The sequence below is a fragment of the Bradyrhizobium sp. CFUWI genome, from assembly GCF_056429085.1.
In genome coordinates, this window is the sequence record NZ_JBWJZE010000008.1 from 1 (window position 1) to 17,279 (window position 17,279).

Sequence of the window (17,279 nt, forward strand, 5' to 3'; positions counted from 1 at the left end):
AGCCCACATCTGGGCTGATGCCGAACCGCCGGCACAACTCACGCCGGTTCGCTCCCTCCTGCATGGCAAGCCACACGAACTCTCGTCGTTGATCCATCACCGACACCTCGTTCCAGGGCATGGACGGTCTCCCGAATCGACCAATCCAGCCCATTTTGATGTGTCAGCTATGTCTCCGAACACCCGTCAGTGATCTGTCCGGGCTAAACACTGCGCGGGCGATGACCGCTTTGTTGGGTGAGGGCGTCTGCCTGACGCTTGCCCAGCGCTCGCCGGCTCATCACCGTGCACCCAGTTCGGGCCATCCCACGGAGAATTAACCGGCCGTTAACCATATCCGCGGCATCGTTAACCATTCAATAACAGGGAACGAGTCGGCCGCCATGGAGGCTGCAGTCAAACCTCAACGCCAAATGGTGCGCCTGCGCGGGCGCTCCTATGTGGCCTTCGTGTTTACGCCGACGGTTCCGGTCCAGGACTGGCTGCACGAGATCGACGCCACCATTGCGCGCTCGCCGGGCTTCTTTGCCGGCCGGCCCGTGGTGATCGATTTGTCCTCGGTCGATCTCAGCCAGTCCGGCATCGGTCATCTGCTGACCAGCCTGCAGGACCGCAACATCCGCGTGCTCGGCATCGAGGGCGTGGAGGAGGCGAAGCTCACGCCGATGATGCCGCCGCTGCTGTCGGGCGGGCGCAGCTGCGTGGTCGAGCCGACCGCGCCGAAGAAGCCCGAGACGAAGTCCGAGACCAAGCCAACCTCGCTGCTGCTCGAAAACCCGGTGCGCTCAGGCCAGACCGTGATCTTCCCGGACGGCGACGTCACCATCCTGGGTTCGGTCGGATCGGGCGCGGAGGTCGTCGCCGGCGGTTCGATCCACGTCTATGGCGCCCTGCGCGGCCGCGCCATGGCGGGCGTCAACGGTCACACGAGCGCGCGCATCTATTGCCAGAAGATCGAAGCCGAACTGCTTGCGATCGATGGGTTTTATCAGACCGCCGACGATATCGACGCCGCGCTTCGCGGTCGGCCAGCCCAGGCCTTCCTGCAGGGCAACACCATGCGAATTACCGCGCTGAACTGACCAGAAGGAGATTTCAGAAATGGCCAAGGTACTGGTCGTGACATCAGGCAAGGGCGGGGTCGGCAAGACCACGACCACCGCCGCGCTGGGGGCCGCGCTGGCGCAGCGCGGCGACAAGGTCGTCGTCGTCGACTTCGACGTCGGTCTGCGCAACCTCGACCTCGTGATGGGCGCCGAGCGCCGCGTCGTGTTCGACCTCATCAATGTGGTCCAGGGCGTGGCCAAGCTGCCGCAGGCTCTGATCCGCGACAAGCGGCTGGAGAACCTCTGGCTGCTGCCGGCCTCGCAGACCCGCGACAAGGACGCACTCACGGAAGAGGGCGTCGGCAAGGTCATCGCAGACCTGCGCAGCCGTTTCGACTGGGTGATCTGCGACAGCCCGGCCGGCATCGAGCGCGGCGCCTCCATGGCAATGCGCTTTGCCGACGAGGCCGTGATCGTCACCAACCCCGAAGTGTCCTCGGTGCGCGATTCCGACCGCATCATCGGCATGCTCGATTCCAAGACCGTGCGGGCCGAGAAGGGCGAGCGGGTCGAGAAACACATTCTCATCACCCGCTACGATCCCTCCCGCGCCGCGCGCGGCGAGATGCTGACGATCGACGACATCCTCGAGATCCTCGCAACACCCTTGCTCGGCATCATCCCCGAGAGCCAGGACGTGCTGCGTGCCTCCAACGTCGGCACGCCGGTGACGCTGTCGAATGCCGACGGCGCACCCGCGCGGGCCTATATCGACGCGGCACGCCGGCTATGCGGCGACACCGTGCCGATGCAGGTGCCGACCGAGCGCAAGGGCTTCATGGATCGCCTGCTGCGACGGAGGGCGGCATGAGCATGGGACTGCTTCGGCTTCTCCGCGGCAACAAGGCCTCTGCACCGGTCGCGCGCGAACGGCTGCAGATCCTGCTTGCCCATGAGCGCGGAATGCGTGGCCAGCCCGATCTGCTCGGCGTGCTGCGTGAGGAAATCCTTGCCGTCGTCTCCAGGCACGTCACGCTGGATCCGACCAAGGTCATCGTCCGGCTCGAACGCGGCGACGAGGTGTCGACCCTGGAGGTCGATATCGAGGTGCCCAACGATTTCGAGCGCAAGAAAGCGGCGGTCGCGTAGGGATCGCGGCCGACGAGCCATTTGGGGTGGGTGAGAAGGCGGTCCGCTGGGCATAGCGGGCCGCCTTTGTCGTTCGCGTCACTCAGGCGCCCCAGCCTGCCGATGTGATCGGCGGCGGGCGGAACGGGGCTTGCGGCCAAATCGTTACCGAAAACCGCGGAGAGCCGAGCCAGGCCCCCGCGGTTTCGTCAGACGGAGAGCGCCCATGATGTCCGAGGTCCAGGTCCATACCGTTGCGCGGCAGATGCTCGAACAGCACGGTTTTGCTGCGATCGCGAAGGCCGCCGAGCAGGCCCAGGCCTGCGAGAGCCGCGGCGAGGGCGATGAGGCCAGGGAGTGGCGTCACATCGCCGACGCCATGAAGATCATGCGCGGGCCTCACCAGAGCTGACCGCCGCAGCAGCACACCGCGTCAACGGCCGTCGCGTTCGGTTCCCTGCGATTGGGATCGGCGGGTTTGCGACTGGCTGCGGTCCCCTGCTTCCTTACAAGGGAGCGGCTCCCAGGTCCCATCAGGCGCCTGCTGATACGCGCTGCAACTGGAAGAGGGCGAATTGCCCTCGGCTTTCTGGCTGTTTGAATTCTTCGCCAGCACAGGGCCGGTCAGCACCGTGGCGGCCGCAAGCATGCCGGCGAAAACGAAATGGATCATCCGGAGAGGTTCCTGTTCGAATTCGAGGAGGCCCCGCATGCTTTCCAGAATTGTGACAATTGTTGGCCGACGGAAAATCTCGCGGCCGCGTGCTTAACGCCGCGAAAACCGGCCTGCTAGCCGCCCTTGCTAACCACCCTTGGCGCGGATCAGGCCGGCGAGGTCGGTCTTCTGGACCTCGCACCAATTGGGCATGCCGAGGCGGCGCTGGTTGAGATCGGTCGCCTGGGTCGCCACCGCGACCTCAGCCATCAAATCGTCATCCTGCTTCTCGCCCATCTTGCCGCCGGTGTGCATCCAGGCGATCGCCTTGCGCACCTTCTCGGTGGTGCCCTCGGGCAGGTGCATTTGCTGTGCCTTCTGGACGAGGTCCTGGTAGACGACGTCGGTGCCCGGGCATTCGACCTTGGCGGCGAAGGCCTGCAGGACCATCGTCACATAGGTCGAGCGCGGGTGGTCCTCGGCTTGGGCCGGAGCGGCGATCAACAACAGGCCAGCCATCACGAAACCGTAGCGCATCCTTGGTATCTCCTCCGATTTTTTGGAGAGGCTAGCGTCCGGCGGGCTGCTCGGCAATGGTGGCGCTGCGAATTTGTCGCTTTGCCCTGCGGTGCGCTATCGTGGCCCGCACCCGACCTCGGAGAGCGACATGAGCCTGTTCAGCACGCCGTTCGATCCCACCCGTGACGCGGCGCTCGTGACTGGCGCCGGCAACGGCATCGGCCGCGCCATCGCGCAGGCTCTGGTCGGCGAGGGCGTCCGGACCGTGTTCGCCGACGTCGATGCCGAGCGGGTGAGTGCTGCGATCGGCGCCAGCCCGCGGCCCGAACTCGCCGTGCCCTGGGTCGGCGATCTCGCCGAGCTGGACGCATGCGAGGCGCTGCTCGAAGCGGCGAAGGCGGCATTGGGCGAGATCACGCATTTCGTCCACAGCGCATCGCCGCCGCGGCGCGAGGCCGATCATGCGCTGGCGGTCGATCGCAGGACCTGGCAGCAGATGCACGCCGTCAATCTCGATGCCGGCTTTCATCTGGCGCGCGAACTCGCCAAGCGCCTGATTGCGGCGCAGCGGCCGGGCTCGTTCCTGTTTCTCACCTCGCTGCATGCGGGCACGCCGCGCAACCTGCCGCATTATTCCACGGCGAAGGCAGGGATGGCGATGCTGGTGAAGGAATTGGCCAGGACGTTCGGCCACTACGGCATCCGCGTCAATGCGCTGGTGCCTGGTGCGATCGCGGCCGGCGGGTTCGTTGCGGATCCCGCGCTGGCGCGGCACATTCCGCTCGGGCGTCTCGGCGAGGCCAACGACCTCGCACCGATGGCGCTCACGGTGCTGTCGAACAAGCTGTCCGGTTACGTCACCGGCGCGGCCTTTGTCGTCGACGGCGGCTTGGCGCTGACGAACTGGTTCGAGCCGCCGGCGCTCGACGAATGATCAGCGGCGCCAGGCCGGCACCGGATCGAGCGGCGTGCGATAGAGCTCGTTGTGATCGCGATCGGTGACGCGCACCGCGCAACCCTTCTGCTGCAGCTCCGGCTTCACCTGCGACAGCTCGCATGCGAGTTGATCGGCGCGATCGGAGGCGACCTCGATGTCCTCGAGAATGATTCCGCCCTGGTTCCTGAACTCTTCACCAACCACAAGATCGAAGGAGTAGTAAGGCATCCGAATTCCCCGATGTGACGACCCGAACTTTGAAAACAAGTCTTCAATGGAAGTCTCGACACGTCCCGGATGGTACCACTGAGTCGATATCTATCGAATGAGAAGGTCGCGCAATCTCTGTGCTTATGGCGCAGAAATGATGTGCAGCCCGCGGGGCCATTAAGAATTTATTAAATACGCGGCGCAATCATAAGGCATGGAATTGCAGCAGAACCGGGCTCCGGGAACCGGCAGCTGCAAGAGAAGGCCGCCGGCATAGATCCCGACGGCCTTTTCTCTCTTGAGCGGAAACGTCGCTTTCCCGTAATTGCCCGGACTCAACGCATCATATCGACTCGGACAGCGTGCGCGTGGTCGCCACGTGGAGTGCGCGCATCTATCGCAACGGCATCGGCGGACGCACGACGGGTCCGTCGTCATCGGCAACCGCCTGGGTCGTGGCGGCCGGCGGCGGGACGGCTGAGGCCTGCGATGGCGGCTGAGCAGGCGCGAGCGGCGGGGGCGAATAAGCCGGCATGTAGGTTTGCGACACCGGCTGCGGCCTGCGAACCGTGGGCGGCGCCGGAGGTTTCGGCGGCAGCGCGGCTGCGCGTGTGCGCGGATCGACCGGCTTGGCGTTGGCCACCGGTTTCGGCGCGGGCGGCTTCGCCATCTCGCGCGCCATCTGCTCCTGTCCGGCCTTCAGTTCAGCGATGTTGGCCTTGAGCTGCTCGATCTGCTGCGCCATCGCAGCGAGGTCGCGCGTCATCGATTGCACCGACTGCGCTGCATCGGAAGCTGTTGCCGCAGGCGCGGCCGCTGCAACCTGCGCCACAGGCGGCGTGGCCGATTGATCTGTGGCTCGATCGGTTGCCATTTGCGCTGCGGGCGGGGCGGCTTGCTCTGCAGGCGCCGCGGCCTGCGCGGGGGCGACCGGCGCGGTCGGCGATGTCGAGGGCAGCAGCGACGTCAGCGACGTTAAAGCGGGCGTCCATTCCGCGAGCTTCTGTTTGGCTGTATCGCCGTGCTGCTGCCAGGCGATGGTGGCAGCCGCGCTTCCTCCCGCAAACAGAAACGTGACGAACGCACCACGCAGCCACTTGCGCACTGCAGATCGCTTCGGCCGGACATGATCGTCACTCGCCGCGACGCGTACGGCCGTGTCGATCGCGGGCGGCGGCGCCGCCGGCGGCTCCGAGACAGGAGCGAATCTCGGCTCCAGAGAGCGTTTGGGCTCCAGGGAGATCTTGGGCGGCAGGGCGAATTTCGGCTCCGGACGGGTCGTGATGTCAGGCGCCAACGCGGGTGCAACGCCGGCGGGGCGCGAGGCCAGCACGATGTCGGGCGCAATCTGAATCGCGTCGTGCGGATCGTTGTCCTTGACCGTGTCCTTCACGATCTCATCGACGATTTGCTTGGGGTTCAGAATCGCGAGCATTGCAGCTCCTTTGAAGCCCAGACGTTGAAGCCCGGGTGTTAAGTCGTGGTCGCTCGCATTGGCGCGAGCCGATCTGTTGAGGGGAGCCCATCCAAATCCGATGAACCCGGCCGATGACGCACGAGTCCAGCCGGGTTTGACCAAAGCAAGGCGAGGGGATGGAGATGATGCGACGTCTCCCGCCGGTTGTGGTCATGGAACCCAATTTGCCGAACACGTGCACGTGTTCCCCGCTGCCTTTTTTTGAGCACGATTTTGGCAACATCTGGAGGTGCTGGGGGTGCTGCTATCCGCTACAGGGGCCGGCGGTGCCAAGATCTTTAATCGCTTTATTCGCTATCGCCTTGCTGCCGCTGGGCGGCTGCATGCAGACGACGTTGTCACCGTCGACCGATGCGAGCATGACGCCGCGCGATCGGCAGCTGCTCGCGCATACGCCTTATGCGAAGGCGAATGTGCCCGAGCAATATCTCCGTCACATCGTCGACTATCACCGCAAGGAGCAGCCCGGCACCATCCTTGTCGATACCGACGCGCGCTATCTCTATTACGTGCTGCCCGACGGCAAGGCGATCCGTTACGGCGTTGCGGTCGGCGAGGAAGCCATGGCTTTCTCCGGCGTCGCGCGGGTCGGCCGCCTGGCGGAATGGCCGGACTGGGTTCCGACGGCAGATATCCAGGCGCGGCTCGGACCGTATCCGGCGCGGGTTCCCGGTGGCCCCGCCAATCCGCTGGGCGCGCGCGGCATCTATCTCTATGTCGGCAACAAGGACACGCTCTATCGCATCCACGGCACCAACCAGCCCGAATATATCGGGCAGGCGATCTCGTCCGGCTGCATCCGGATGCGCAATGAGGACGTGATCGACCTGTACGACCGGGTGAAGCTCAATTCGATGGTCGTGGTGCTGCCGCCCGGACAGAGCGCGCGGGCCGAGACGGGCGGCGGTTGGCGGGGCTAACAGAGCTTACGCGCTCTGACCTTCACATGCCTGGGCTGATCGCATCGCGCTTTAGTTTTCAGGCCGCGCTATCCGCCATTGCAGTGTCGTGGCGTTGCCGTTGGCGTCGCCGGGCGCCTTGTCGGCGGGCGAGGTGTAGAGCGGACGATAGCGGTACGCCCACATCCTGCTGCCGTCGTTGCGGCTGATCACGGTGAAGTCGCCGACCGCCTTGGCGTCGGCCGTTGCCGGCAGCGGCACCCAGCTCTCGGTGCACTTGCCGTTGCAGTTCGATGTCTTTCCGGTGGTGTCGCGCTCGTAGGTATAGAGCGTCATGCCATTGAGATCGACGAGCTTGGGACCCTGTTTGGTCAGGATGACCTTGGCCGGAGCCACCGGCGCCTCGACCTTCGGCGGAGGAGGGTCACCGCCGCCATGGCCGCCCGCCACCGCATGACTGGCCGTGAGCGTCATGGCTGCGGCCACAACGAGGAACCTGAACATTCCGAACTCCGTCCCGCAAAGTTAATCGCGCGTTAAGCGCCCAATGCGGCCGACGTTAGCAGCCGAAAGTTAGTTCCTGGTTTCGGGCGCCGCGATAATTGCGGCACGTGCGGTATCAGACCTGCGCCTCGCGCAGCGGCGCGCGGCTCAGATCGTTGCCGGCGGCAATCGCCTTGCGCAGCAGCCGCATCAGTTCCTCGCTCTCTTTCGCGCTGAGTCCGCGCAGCATGATGCGCTGGGCCGATTCCACCGCCGGTGTGATCTTGCGCAGCGTGCGCCGGCCCTCGTCGGTGATCACGAGCTCGCGGGCCCGGCGGTCGCGGCTGGAGGCGCGGCGCTCGGCAAGGCCCTTCTGCACGAGGCGGTCGATCACGCCGGTGATGGTGGTGCGGTCATAGGCGATCAGTCCCGCGAGCGTCACCTGGTCGAGCCCGGGATTGGCCTTGATGGTCGCGAGCGCGGCGTATTGCACCGGCGTCAGGTCGAAGCCGGCATCCTCGACCTCGGCCAGGAACACCGCGACCGCGATCTGCTGGAACCGGCGCGCCAGATGCCCGGGCATGTCGTTGTTGTCTTTCACCGAAATTCTTCTCCTGGGACAGGGGCGGTGCGGCTCGTTGACAAGCATACTGATAGTCAGCATACTGAGCAATATCCAAACAGAACGTTGCCGGGAGAGGTGCTCATGCAATTCCATCTCAATGGATTTCAGCCGGGCGATCCCGAGATTGCCGATCCCGCCGACCGCGTTCAGGCTTCCGGCGCAGCGGGCGCGGTGCCTGATGAGGTCGATGTCCTCATCGTCGGCTGCGGGCCGGCCGGCCTCACGCTCGCAGCGCAGCTCGCGCAATTCCCCGATATCAAGACCTGCATCGTCGAGCAGAAGCCCGACCGCCTGCTGGTCGGGCAGGCCGACGGCATCGCCTGCCGCACCATGGAGATGTTTCATGCCTACGGCTTCAGCGAGCGCGTGCTGAAGGAAGCCTATTGGGTCAACGAGACGACGTTCTGGAAGCCGGACGAACGGCGGCCCGACACCATCGTCCGCAGCGGCCGGGTGCAGGACGTCGAGGACGGGCTGTCCGAATTCCCGCACGTCATCCTCAACCAGGCGCGCATCCATGACGGCTTTCTCGACATCATGCGCAAATCGCCGGCCAAGCTCGAACCCTATTACAGCCGCCGTCTTCTCGACCTCCAGGTCGATCCGGCTGCGCGTCCCGGCGATCATGCCGTGACCGTGCGCCTCGAACGCGTCGATGCCGCGAACGAGGGCAAGGTCGAGACGATCAAGGCGCGCTACGTCGTCGGCTGCGACGGCGCGCGCAGCACGGTGCGCAAGTCGATCGGGCGCGAGCTGCACGGCGATTCCGCCAACCACGCCTGGGGCGTGATGGACGTGCTGGCGGTGACGGATTTTCCGGACATCCGCTTCAAGTCGCTGATCCAGTCGGCGAAGGACGGCAGCCTGCTGATCATTCCGCGCGAAGGCGGCTACATGGTCCGCATCTATGTCGAGCTCGCCAAGCTCGAGGTCGGCGAGCGCGTCGCGAGCCGCAACATCACCGCCGCCGACGTGATCGCCAAGGCGCAGCGGATCCTGAAGCCGCATACGCTGGAAGTGAAGGAGATCGCCTGGTGGTCGGTCTACGAGATCGGTCAGCGCCTCACCGACAAGTTCGACGACGTGCCGGACGCGGAGATCGCAACGCGCCTGCCGCGCATCTTCATCGCCGGCGATGCATGCCACACCCACAGCCCGAAGGCGGGGCAGGGCATGAACGTCTCGATGCAGGACGCCTTCAATCTTGGTTGGAAGCTCGCGGCCGTCATGCGGAAGCAGTGCGCCCCAGAGCTGCTGCATTCCTATTCGGCCGAGCGCCAGGCCGTCGCCAAGGAGCTGATCGATTTCGACCGCGAATGGGCGGGCATTCTTGCCTCCGCCAAGGCCGGCGGCGCCGATGCAGCCAGGACCCAGGACTATTTCGTCCGGCACGGCCGCTACACCGCGGGCACGGCGACGCATTACAGGCCGTCACTCCTCACCGGCGCGGCGTCGCATCAGCACCTCGCGCAAGGCCTCGTCATCGGCAAGCGCTTCCATTCGGCCCCGGTGATCCGGCTGGCTGATGCAAAGCCGGTCCATCTCGGTCATGCCGGGCAGGCCGACGGCCGTTTCCGCATCTATGCGTTTTCTCCCGCAGAAGATCCTGCCGCCGCAGGCTCGGCCATTCGCGCGCTCTGCAATTTCCTGACCGAGGCCAGGGAGTCGCCGATCAGGCGCTATACGCGGAGCGACGCAGACGTCGACAGCGTGATCGATCTGCGCGCGGTGTTCCAGCAGAACCATCGTGAGCTCGCCGTCGAGGCAATGCCGCCGCTGCTGCTTCCGCGCAAAGGCCGTTACGGCTTGCTCGACTACGAGAAGATGTTCTGCCCGGACCTCAAGAGCGGCCACGACGTTTTCGCCATGCGTGGCATCGATCGGAGGGCCGGTTGCATGGTCGTGGTGAGGCCGGACCAATATGTCGCGAACGTGCTGCCGCTCGACGACTTTGCCGGGCTTGCATCGTACTTCGACGCCTTCATGCTGCAGGTCAACTGACGGTCCGGCAGGCCGCTTGCGCTTTGCGCCGATGAACGGCGAATGAATATTGAACCGCGCGCCGTCTGCGTTTCAATCTTTTGACGGATGCGTCCCTCGCGCACGGAACGCCCGTTCCGCCGGCGCGTTCCGACTCGAACGAGGAGGAACACGCCATGAAATTCAAGAGCGTTTTGATTGCCGCATTGCTGCTCGCGCCAACGGCCGCACTGGCCGCGCCGGGCATCGTCACCGTCTCGACCGGCCTGCGCGCCGGGCCGGGCGCTGGCTTTCCACTGGTCGATCGCATCCCCGGCGGCGCCCGCGTCAACATCCATGGCTGCCTGCGCGGCAATGCCTGGTGCGACGTCAGCTTCTCCGACGATCGCGGCTGGGTGTCGTCGCAATATCTCGAATATCTCTATCGCAACCACTACGTCTACCTGCCCGACTACGCCGATGTGATCGACGTGCCCGTCGTCCCGTTCGTGCTGACCTCGTACTGGTCGAGCTATTATTCGGGACGTCCCTGGTATCGTCGCCACGCCTATTGGAACAGCTACTGGAGCTCGCACCGGAGCATCGCGACCCGGATGACGCTTGATCCGCGCGCGGCTCGCATCGGTCGCGCGGCGACGCGCGATGCGGCGGTTGCTCTGGAACGGGAAGGCGTGCGGGGCAAGGGCGCCACGATCTCCGGACGGAACGCCGCGAACGCGCGTCCCGACGCCGCGATCGCCACGCGCGACGCCGCGACCACGAAACGTGACGCTGCGATCACGAAGCGCGACGCGGCTGCTGCCGCCGACCGGACGCGTGCCGGACGGAGCGAGCGCATCGCGCATGAGCGGACCAATGTGCAGACTCGCAATCCGCGCGATGGCCAGGCCCGCATGATGCACGAACGGGCCGCAAGCCCCGCTGCGGTGCGGGCCCAGCCGATGGCCCGCGCGCATGAAGCGCCGCGTGTCTCGGCCGCACCTGCTGCGCGATCCGCGACGCCGCATGTGGCGCGGCCGAATGTGAGCCACGGCGCGCCAATGAATGCCCGGGCGCAGATGCCGGCGCCCCGTGCCGCTGCGCCTGCAACGTCGCACGGCGGTGGCGGCGCTCCGCACGTCAGTGCCGCGCCTCGCGGCGGCGGTGCCCCGGCCGGCGGCCCCGGTGGCGGCCACCAGAAGCACTAGGAAGCCCTAAGGAAAGCCCGGCGCTCGCGCCGGGCTTTCTGCTGGAGTCATCCGGGTTCCCTGCGCGTACAATTTAAGAAAGTTCTTCGCGGGCAGATTTCATCGATCGTAAGATGTGTACCCAAAGATGCAAGCATCCACTCGGGGCAGCGGGGCACGGGAGGATGACGATGAGACAGAGCCAGGCGGAGACGCGCCGCCACAATGTCGCGAAGCGGTCGATGACCAAAGAGGCCAAGCAGCTGGCCGGTCTGATTGCCGGACTGCGCGAATCCCTCGAAGGGATTCACAAGGAGCGGATGAGCGCGAAGCTCACCGGCGCCGAGATGGGAATGCTCGACGAGCGCCGTAACAATCTGCTGCTCACCATCGCAGCCCTCGACGACCGCCTCTCGGCGGTGCAGGGACTGATTGATCTCGGCCGTCCCCATATCATCCGCGTGCACTAAAGCGCGATGCGATTAGAAATGAATCGTCATCGCGCTTTAGGTTGTTGTTTAAGCATGATCTTTTCGGAAAACCGCTGCGCACTTTTCCGGATCATGCTTTAGCGGAGCTCGAAGTTGGGACGCTCGGTTCCGTTGCAGCTGATGTGACGGACCGGCTCGCGGCGGCCGATTCAGCACGACATGAAGGTGGCGCCGGTGCCGTCGCAGGCGGGGAAGCCTGCGACGCCTGACATCGTGTTGCAGCAGGCAATCGCGCCGCCGGCGCCGTGCCTGCAGATGGCACCAAATTGCCACGCTCCCGGCGAATTGCCGCCAAAGCCCGCTGCCACGAGGAGGACGGGTGCAGGGCGAGCAAGGGGACGCGAATTGGCCTACAAGATGGTCGCAGAACGCGACAACGAAAAGTACAGTTTCGCCCGCGAGAGCCGGTTGCTCATCGTAGCGAAGGCAAGGGTGTGGGCGAGCGAAGGGTGGCGGGTCGTGATCACCGACCAGGACGGCAAGGCCTACGCGCCGCCCGAATTCGATCAGCTGTCGGCGGCGTAACCGACAGGCGGCGAGGGAACGTCATTTGACATCGCTGTTTGGACCGGGGCGCACGCGGATCGTGCCCCTGATGAGTCTTGCAGTCGTGGCCGTTTTGACGGCGACGGTCGCAGCCGCGCAAAACCTCGACGCCGGCAAGTCGCCCGCCAAGCTCTTCGCTGACAGCTGTACAACCTGCCATCGCAGTCCGCGCGGCCTTGCCAAGGGTCGCTTCACCCTGACGCTGTCCTGGTTCCTGAAGGACCATTACGCGACCAGCTCGGATTCGGCCAAGATGCTCGCCGCCTATCTGGTATCGGTCGACGAGCCGCCGCCGCGCGCTGCGGCCAAGCCCGCGAAGAAGCCGGCGCGATCCACCCCGCATCAACCCAAGCCGGTGCAGAGCCAGTAGCTCTGCGCGCCGCAGCTTCCCGGGATCAACGCACCGCACTCTCCGAGAACAGGTTGATGACCACCACCCCTGATACGATCAGGGCGATGCCGACGAAGGCTGCGGAGTCCAGTATCTGACGGAACAGCACGAAGGAGACGGTGGCGGTCAGGATGATGCCGACGCCGCCCCAGATCGCGTAGGCGATGCTCAACGGAATGACCCGGATCGCGACCGACAACGCATAGAACGAGGCGACGTAGAACATCACCATCGCCAGCGTCGGCCAGGGACGGGTGAACTGCGCGGACTGCTGCAGGAGCGCCGATGCGGTGACCTCGAACACGATGGCGAGGGCGAGAGCCGCGTAAGCATTGAGAGCGGAGGTCATGAGCCTCTCGGCGTGAGAGAGATACCGTAGGGCTGCCAAGCCAACCCCATGGACGGCTTTTTGCCGCGAGCAGATATCATGTGTGAGTGACGAACCTGCGACACCGATTGGAGCAAACGGGCCGCGAGGACCTGTGCTGAGGCCATACGATGCCGCCGCGCGCGATCATGGTGCGGCGGCTCGGATCCTGCGGTGCGTCGATCCAGCGCTAGCTGATCCGCACGGAGAGTTCGACGTCTTCGGCGAAGGGCGTCGACATATAGCCGCTTCCGGGCCTGCGTACGCGCGCCAGATAGTCCGGGCTGTCGTCGGCATTGTCGGCGACGATGATCGCACCCGGTCCGAGGCGGTTTTCCAGCAGATCGAGGATATCCGGGTAGAGCGCCTTGGCGCCATCGAGCAGCACGAGATCGATTGTATCGGGCAGATCGGCTTGAAGCGTCTTCAGCGCGTCGCCTTCACGGATTTCGACGAGATCGATCAAGCCGCCGGCCGAGAGGTTTTCTCGCGCCCGCGCCGCTTTGGACGGCTCGAACTCGCTGGTGATGAGGCGGCCGCCACCATTGTCGCGCAAGCCTGCGGCAAGGTGCAGCGTCGAGATGCCGAACGACGTGCCGAACTCGACGATCGTCCGCGCGCCGGAGCTGCGCGTCAGCATGTAGAGCAATGTTCCGGTCTCGCGCGAGACCGCGAGCGGGACGTCTTTCAGGCGTCCGTAGAGGGCGCGGTAATCGGTCTTGCTCCGCATCATCCGCGCCCGGTCTGCCTCGGACAAATCGGCGACGGCGGCTCGCGTTGCGCCGCTTGCTGCCTCGGCCTCGTCGAACAGGCGATCCAGCAGCGGCGCAAGCGATGTGATGGTTGGGGTGGTCATTCGGGGTCTCCAGGGGTGAGAAAGAGCGCGTGCTTGCGCGCCGGGTGAAATACGACTAATTCGTCGCATTTCCTATTCGCATTCACCGGGCACACCATGGTCGATCGTCGAAGCCGTTCAGTTTCCTCACGAAAACAGCCGCAACAGGCCCGCTCGACCGGCTTGGTCACGGCCATTCTCGATGCCGCTGTTCAGGTCCTGGCCAGGGAGGGCGCGCAGCGCTTCACCACGGCGCGGGTGGCGGAGCGGGCCGGGGTGAGCGTCGGCTCGCTCTATCAATATTTTCCCAACAAGGCCGCGATCCTGTTCCGTCTCCAGAGCGACGAATGGCGGCGCACCAGCGAGCTGCTGCGCGGCATCCTTGCGGACCGGACGAAGCCGCCGCCGGCGCGGCTACGCGCGCTGGTCCATGCCTTCATCCGCTCCGAGTGCGAGGAGGCCGCAATCCGCATCGCGCTCAACGATGCCGCGCCGCTCTATCGCGACGCGCCGGAGGCGCACGACGCGCGGGCCGCGGGGGAGGGGATCATCGCGGCGTTCATGCGGGAAGCGCTGCCGAAAGCCACCGCTGCCACACGCGAGCTTGCTGGCGAGCTGATCAAGACGACGCTGAGTGAGGTCGGCAAGCGGTTTTCGGAGACGCCGCGCAGCGCGGCCGAGATCGCGCGTTATGCCGACGGGCTGGCTGACATGTTCTGTGCTTATCTCGGGGAATTGACACGGCGCTGAAGCTTGAGATCCGGGCTCCTGTTGCATCGCCTGACGTTTGTCCGTACGGACCTTTTCATGCTCGTCATCTCAATTCAAAGCCAGGTTGTCCACGGCCATGTCGGCAACAGCGCGGCCGCCTACGCCATGCAGGCGGAGGGCGTGAACGTTGCGGCGGTGCCGACGACGCTGCTGTCCAACCATCCGCGCTATCCGAGCCTGCGCGGCCGGGTGCTTGAGACCGAGCTCGTCGCCGATCTCCTGAAGGGTGTCGAGGAGCGCGGGCTGGTCGACGAGGCGGCCGTGCTCGTGACCGGCTATCTCGGCTCGCCGCGCAATGCCGCCGTGATTGCCGATTTCGTCGAGCGGGCGCTGACGCTGAATACGAAGCTTGTCTATCTCTGCGATCCCGTGATCGGCGATGACGGCCGCGTCTATGTCGCCGACGGCATTTTGGACGTGGTTCGGCACCGGCTGCTGCCGGCGGCGAACCTGACGACGCCGAACCAGTTCGAGCTCGAGCTGCTCTCAGGTCTCACGATCGCGGATGCGCAGGGCCTGCGCGCGGCGTGTGCGGCGCTGGCGGGGACCGGCCGCATCGACGTCGTCGCGACCGGCTGCGCGCTCGCCGACACGGCGGCAGGGCAGGTGGAGACGATCCTGTGCGCCGGCGGGCAATTGTCGCGCTTTGCAACGCCGCGCCTGCCGATCCGCCCTTACGGCACTGGCGATCTCCTCACCGGCCTGATCGCAGCACATCTGGCCAAGGGCCAGGCGACGGAGGCCGCGGTGCGGCTTGCGGTCGAGACCGTCTTTGCGGTGCTGGTGCGCACACAGGACGCCGGCACGGCCGAGATGCGGCTGGTGCCGCTGCCGACGTCGGGACGCGCGCCGTAAGGCTTCAGGTCGCGGGCTTGCCGGCCGATTGCGCCGATTTCTGCGGCTTGGCCGGGCTCTTCTGCTCGCGTGCGGCCTGGGCCTTTGGCGGCTTGGCCTGGGATGCTGCCCGCACGGTCGCCTTGGATTTCACGCTGGCGACTTGCTTGCCGTCGCCGGTGCCGCGGCGCGAGATGTACTCATGGCCATCGATGGGGCCGACATGCGGCGGATCGCGGCCGAGATAGGGCCGGCCGATGCCATACGCCTTGCCGTTGGCATCGACCCACTTCCACAGGATTTCGGTCGAGACCCAACGCTGTGCGCGGTTATTGCCTTGCGTGCTGACGATGTCGGCCGCCATGCCGTGGCCGTAGCCGCCGCGCGAGCTGCCGCCGTGATAGGACCGGTTGGAGGCCGCCTTCAGGCCGCTCGCGATCGACTGGCGATAATCGTCGCGGAACGCGCTGGTGATGCCGGGCGAGAGGCCGGCGGCCTCAGCGGCGAGAAGCGTGCGGAACAGCTTCCGCTTGAAGCTCTTGTCCATGCCGCCGATGACGTAATCCATCATCGACATGCCGGCGCGCTCGGCGGCCTTCGGATCCTTCCAGGTGAAGTCCTGATCGACCAACTTCGTGAAGCTGCGCATCACCGTGACCGTCTTGCCCTTGCGCTTGATCGTAACCGCGCGCTGCTCCTGAACCTTGATCGTGTCTTCCTTGGCGGTGCGCTGATAGAGCGCCCAGAGATAGCGGTCGATACACGCATCCATGACGAAGCATTCGTCGAGCACAGCGACGGTGTCGGCCGGCGGCGAGACCTTGCTCACGGGCGTGACCGGGCCGCTGGCGATCGCCGCGGGGGACAACGCGTCCGTCGCCACGATCTCGGTGGGATCGGCTGAGGCGAGCTTGACGGGCTCCGGCGCCGCGACCGGGGCAGTCTCGCCGACGACGGGCTCCGGTTCGGGCAAAATCTGCAACGCAGGCGGCGCCTCCACCGGCAGGATCACTGCCGGATCGGCCGAGGCGAGCTTGATTGCGGGAGCGGGCGTCTCGGGCGCCGCTTCAGCGCTCGCGGGGGCCGGTGCCGCGGTCACGGCAGCCGCGACGTCGGCGGTCAAGGCGATGCCGTCCTCGATCGTCGCAGCGCGCGGCACGTCGGCGAGGTCGAGCCGGCCGAGATCCTTGGCGCGCGAGACGGCAGCCGCATTGGCACTGCTGTTCTCGATGAGGGCAGGGGCATAGGCGGCGAAGGAGAGCGCCAGCCAGCCGGCGAGCACGGCCGCGGGGCATGTGACCGCCACCAGAAGAGACCGCCGATCGTTCATGATCCCTGCCTCCAAACGGTTCTGCCCGAACCCGTCTCATTCGGACAGTCATGATGCAAACAGTCTGACGCAAACAGTCTTGCACGGTAAGGCACGCAGCACGTCGATTGTTCGGGGGACCGTGTGGCAGCGCAATGGCGCAGATCGGCGAAAATCGGCTTTTCGCAGGACTGTTGCTGGGGGGCAACGCGGGTTCCACAAAGCAGCTTGATCGCCGCGTCGCGGCAACTTTGTTGCTGCTCGCACGTTTGGTCGCTCATGACGCATGCCTCGCTTCGTCCCATGGACGCCTTCGATCCCACCGAACCCGCCATCCTGCACGACCGCCTCACCGACACGATCGTCACCTGGACTGCTGACCAAGTCGACGACTACAAGCGGGCCAGCCGACCTGGCGCCGATGGAACCGTGGCCTGGAAGAGCTATCTGTTTGATGGCTGGGGCAACGTGCTCGGTGGCTGAGCACTGTCCGCAAATGCGGTTGTCGCGGCCGGCGTGATTCGGCCAACGCGTTGGACACATTAAACATATTGCCATGCGCCGCACGCGATGTTGCAATGCAGCAGAGCATGTCGCAATGCAGCAAAGC

At 65.6% G+C, this 17,279-nt stretch carries 23 protein-coding genes and 1 pseudogene; 14 read left to right on the forward strand and 10 right to left on the reverse strand.

Annotation, left to right across the window (positions count from 1 at the left end; translation table 11 throughout):
* Window positions 1-121: pseudogene (locus tag AC066S_RS18370) on the reverse strand (IS481 family transposase); the annotation flags it as partial.
* Between the two features lie 262 nt (window positions 122-383).
* On the opposite strand from AC066S_RS18370, the gene minC reads away from it, so the two are divergent.
* From minC to AC066S_RS18390, 4 genes are all read left to right on the forward strand, one after another.
* Window positions 384-1,082: a septum site-determining protein MinC gene (gene minC / locus AC066S_RS18375; RefSeq protein WP_135165294.1), complete on the forward strand. Its 699-nt coding sequence runs from the start codon at window positions 384-386 to the stop codon at window positions 1,080-1,082.
* A 19-nt stretch (window positions 1,083-1,101) separates the two neighbouring features.
* Window positions 1,102-1,917: a septum site-determining protein MinD gene (gene minD, locus AC066S_RS18380; RefSeq protein WP_126258354.1), complete on the forward strand. Its 816-nt coding sequence runs from the start codon at window positions 1,102-1,104 to the stop codon at window positions 1,915-1,917.
* Window positions 1,914-2,195 carry a cell division topological specificity factor MinE gene (minE, locus tag AC066S_RS18385; RefSeq protein ID WP_008144923.1) on the forward strand — a complete coding sequence of 94 codons (282 nt, stop codon included), beginning with the start codon at window positions 1,914-1,916 and terminating at the stop codon, window positions 2,193-2,195. The genes minD and minE overlap by 4 nt, the downstream gene beginning before the upstream one ends.
* A gap of 205 nt (window positions 2,196-2,400) precedes the next feature.
* The gene (locus AC066S_RS18390) at window positions 2,401-2,586 is read left to right on the forward strand and encodes a hypothetical protein (RefSeq protein WP_126258353.1); all 186 of its coding nucleotides are present in this window, start codon (window positions 2,401-2,403) and stop codon (window positions 2,584-2,586) included.
* A gap of 21 nt (window positions 2,587-2,607) precedes the next feature.
* On the opposite strand, the gene AC066S_RS18395 is transcribed toward AC066S_RS18390, so the two are convergent.
* Both AC066S_RS18395 and AC066S_RS18400 read right to left on the reverse strand, forming a co-directional pair.
* Entirely contained in the window at window positions 2,608-2,847 is a 240-nt protein-coding gene (locus AC066S_RS18395; protein WP_478270259.1) for a hypothetical protein, read from the reverse strand.
* A 129-nt stretch (window positions 2,848-2,976) separates the two neighbouring features.
* Window positions 2,977-3,366, reverse strand: a complete 390-nt coding sequence (locus tag AC066S_RS18400) for a hypothetical protein (protein WP_126258351.1) — start codon at window positions 3,364-3,366, stop codon at window positions 2,977-2,979.
* 130 nt (window positions 3,367-3,496) lie between these two features.
* On the opposite strand from AC066S_RS18400, the gene AC066S_RS18405 reads away from it, so the two are divergent.
* On the forward strand, window positions 3,497-4,282 hold the full coding sequence (locus AC066S_RS18405; protein WP_478270260.1) for an SDR family NAD(P)-dependent oxidoreductase: 786 nt from the start codon (window positions 3,497-3,499) through the stop codon (window positions 4,280-4,282).
* On the opposite strand, the gene AC066S_RS18410 is transcribed toward AC066S_RS18405, so the two are convergent.
* On the reverse strand, window positions 4,283-4,513 hold the full coding sequence (locus AC066S_RS18410; protein ID WP_028136727.1) for a DUF6894 family protein: 231 nt from the start codon (window positions 4,511-4,513) through the stop codon (window positions 4,283-4,285).
* A gap of 376 nt (window positions 4,514-4,889) precedes the next feature.
* Complete coding sequence (locus tag AC066S_RS18415; protein WP_478270261.1) at window positions 4,890-5,930, reverse strand: hypothetical protein; 1,041 nt, start codon at window positions 5,928-5,930, stop codon at window positions 4,890-4,892.
* 365 nt (window positions 5,931-6,295) lie between these two features.
* Between AC066S_RS18415 and AC066S_RS18420 the strand changes: the two genes are divergently transcribed.
* Window positions 6,296-6,892, forward strand: a complete 597-nt coding sequence (locus AC066S_RS18420) for a L,D-transpeptidase (RefSeq protein WP_164718701.1) — start codon at window positions 6,296-6,298, stop codon at window positions 6,890-6,892.
* A 51-nt stretch (window positions 6,893-6,943) separates the two neighbouring features.
* Here the strand turns inward: AC066S_RS18420 and AC066S_RS18425 are convergent, their stop codons facing one another.
* Both AC066S_RS18425 and AC066S_RS18430 read right to left on the reverse strand, forming a co-directional pair.
* Window positions 6,944-7,375: a COG4315 family predicted lipoprotein gene (locus AC066S_RS18425; RefSeq protein ID WP_126258347.1), complete on the reverse strand. Its 432-nt coding sequence runs from the start codon at window positions 7,373-7,375 to the stop codon at window positions 6,944-6,946.
* Window positions 7,376-7,490: 115 nt separating this feature from the next.
* Window positions 7,491-7,955, reverse strand: a complete 465-nt coding sequence (locus AC066S_RS18430; protein WP_126258346.1) for a MarR family winged helix-turn-helix transcriptional regulator — start codon at window positions 7,953-7,955, stop codon at window positions 7,491-7,493.
* Between the two features lie 105 nt (window positions 7,956-8,060).
* On the opposite strand from AC066S_RS18430, the gene AC066S_RS18435 reads away from it, so the two are divergent.
* The 5 genes from AC066S_RS18435 to AC066S_RS18455 all read left to right on the forward strand — a co-directional run bounded on the left by AC066S_RS18435 (window position 8,061) and on the right by AC066S_RS18455 (window position 12,532).
* Entirely contained in the window at window positions 8,061-9,980 is a 1,920-nt protein-coding gene (locus tag AC066S_RS18435) for an FAD-binding monooxygenase (RefSeq protein WP_478270262.1), read from the forward strand.
* 155 nt (window positions 9,981-10,135) lie between these two features.
* Window positions 10,136-11,146: an SH3 domain-containing protein gene (locus tag AC066S_RS18440; protein WP_478270263.1), complete on the forward strand. Its 1,011-nt coding sequence runs from the start codon at window positions 10,136-10,138 to the stop codon at window positions 11,144-11,146.
* A gap of 170 nt (window positions 11,147-11,316) precedes the next feature.
* Window positions 11,317-11,595, forward strand: coding sequence for a hypothetical protein (locus AC066S_RS18445; RefSeq protein WP_164718699.1), 279 nt, complete (start codon window positions 11,317-11,319; stop codon window positions 11,593-11,595).
* Window positions 11,596-11,961: 366 nt separating this feature from the next.
* Entirely contained in the window at window positions 11,962-12,141 is a 180-nt protein-coding gene (locus tag AC066S_RS18450; RefSeq protein WP_135165282.1) for a hypothetical protein, read from the forward strand.
* Between the two features lie 70 nt (window positions 12,142-12,211).
* Window positions 12,212-12,532, forward strand: a complete 321-nt coding sequence (locus AC066S_RS18455; protein ID WP_126258342.1) for a hypothetical protein — start codon at window positions 12,212-12,214, stop codon at window positions 12,530-12,532.
* Window positions 12,533-12,557: 25 nt separating this feature from the next.
* On the opposite strand, the gene AC066S_RS18460 is transcribed toward AC066S_RS18455, so the two are convergent.
* Together AC066S_RS18460 and AC066S_RS18465 are read right to left on the reverse strand one after the other, a co-directional pair.
* Window positions 12,558-12,902, reverse strand: a complete 345-nt coding sequence (locus AC066S_RS18460; RefSeq protein WP_126258341.1) for a DMT family transporter — start codon at window positions 12,900-12,902, stop codon at window positions 12,558-12,560.
* Between the two features lie 208 nt (window positions 12,903-13,110).
* Window positions 13,111-13,776 (reverse strand): O-methyltransferase, encoded by a 666-nt coding sequence (locus AC066S_RS18465; RefSeq protein WP_126258340.1) that lies wholly within the window; start codon window positions 13,774-13,776, stop codon window positions 13,111-13,113.
* A gap of 96 nt (window positions 13,777-13,872) precedes the next feature.
* On the opposite strand from AC066S_RS18465, the gene AC066S_RS18470 reads away from it, so the two are divergent.
* On the forward strand, window positions 13,873-14,505 hold the full coding sequence (locus AC066S_RS18470; protein WP_126258339.1) for a TetR/AcrR family transcriptional regulator: 633 nt from the start codon (window positions 13,873-13,875) through the stop codon (window positions 14,503-14,505).
* A 57-nt stretch (window positions 14,506-14,562) separates the two neighbouring features.
* A complete protein-coding gene (gene pdxY / locus AC066S_RS18475) occupies window positions 14,563-15,381 on the forward strand; it encodes a pyridoxal kinase (RefSeq protein ID WP_126258338.1) in 819 nt (272 codons plus the stop codon).
* Window positions 15,382-15,385: 4 nt separating this feature from the next.
* Here the strand turns inward: pdxY and AC066S_RS18480 are convergent, their stop codons facing one another.
* Window positions 15,386-16,690, reverse strand: coding sequence for a hypothetical protein (locus AC066S_RS18480; RefSeq protein ID WP_126258337.1), 1,305 nt, complete (start codon window positions 16,688-16,690; stop codon window positions 15,386-15,388).
* Between the two features lie 282 nt (window positions 16,691-16,972).
* Here AC066S_RS18480 and AC066S_RS18485 point away from each other — a divergent pair, with 282 nt between their 5' ends.
* Complete coding sequence (locus tag AC066S_RS18485; RefSeq protein ID WP_478270264.1) at window positions 16,973-17,152, forward strand: hypothetical protein; 180 nt, start codon at window positions 16,973-16,975, stop codon at window positions 17,150-17,152.
* Window positions 17,153-17,279 lie beyond the last annotated feature (127 nt).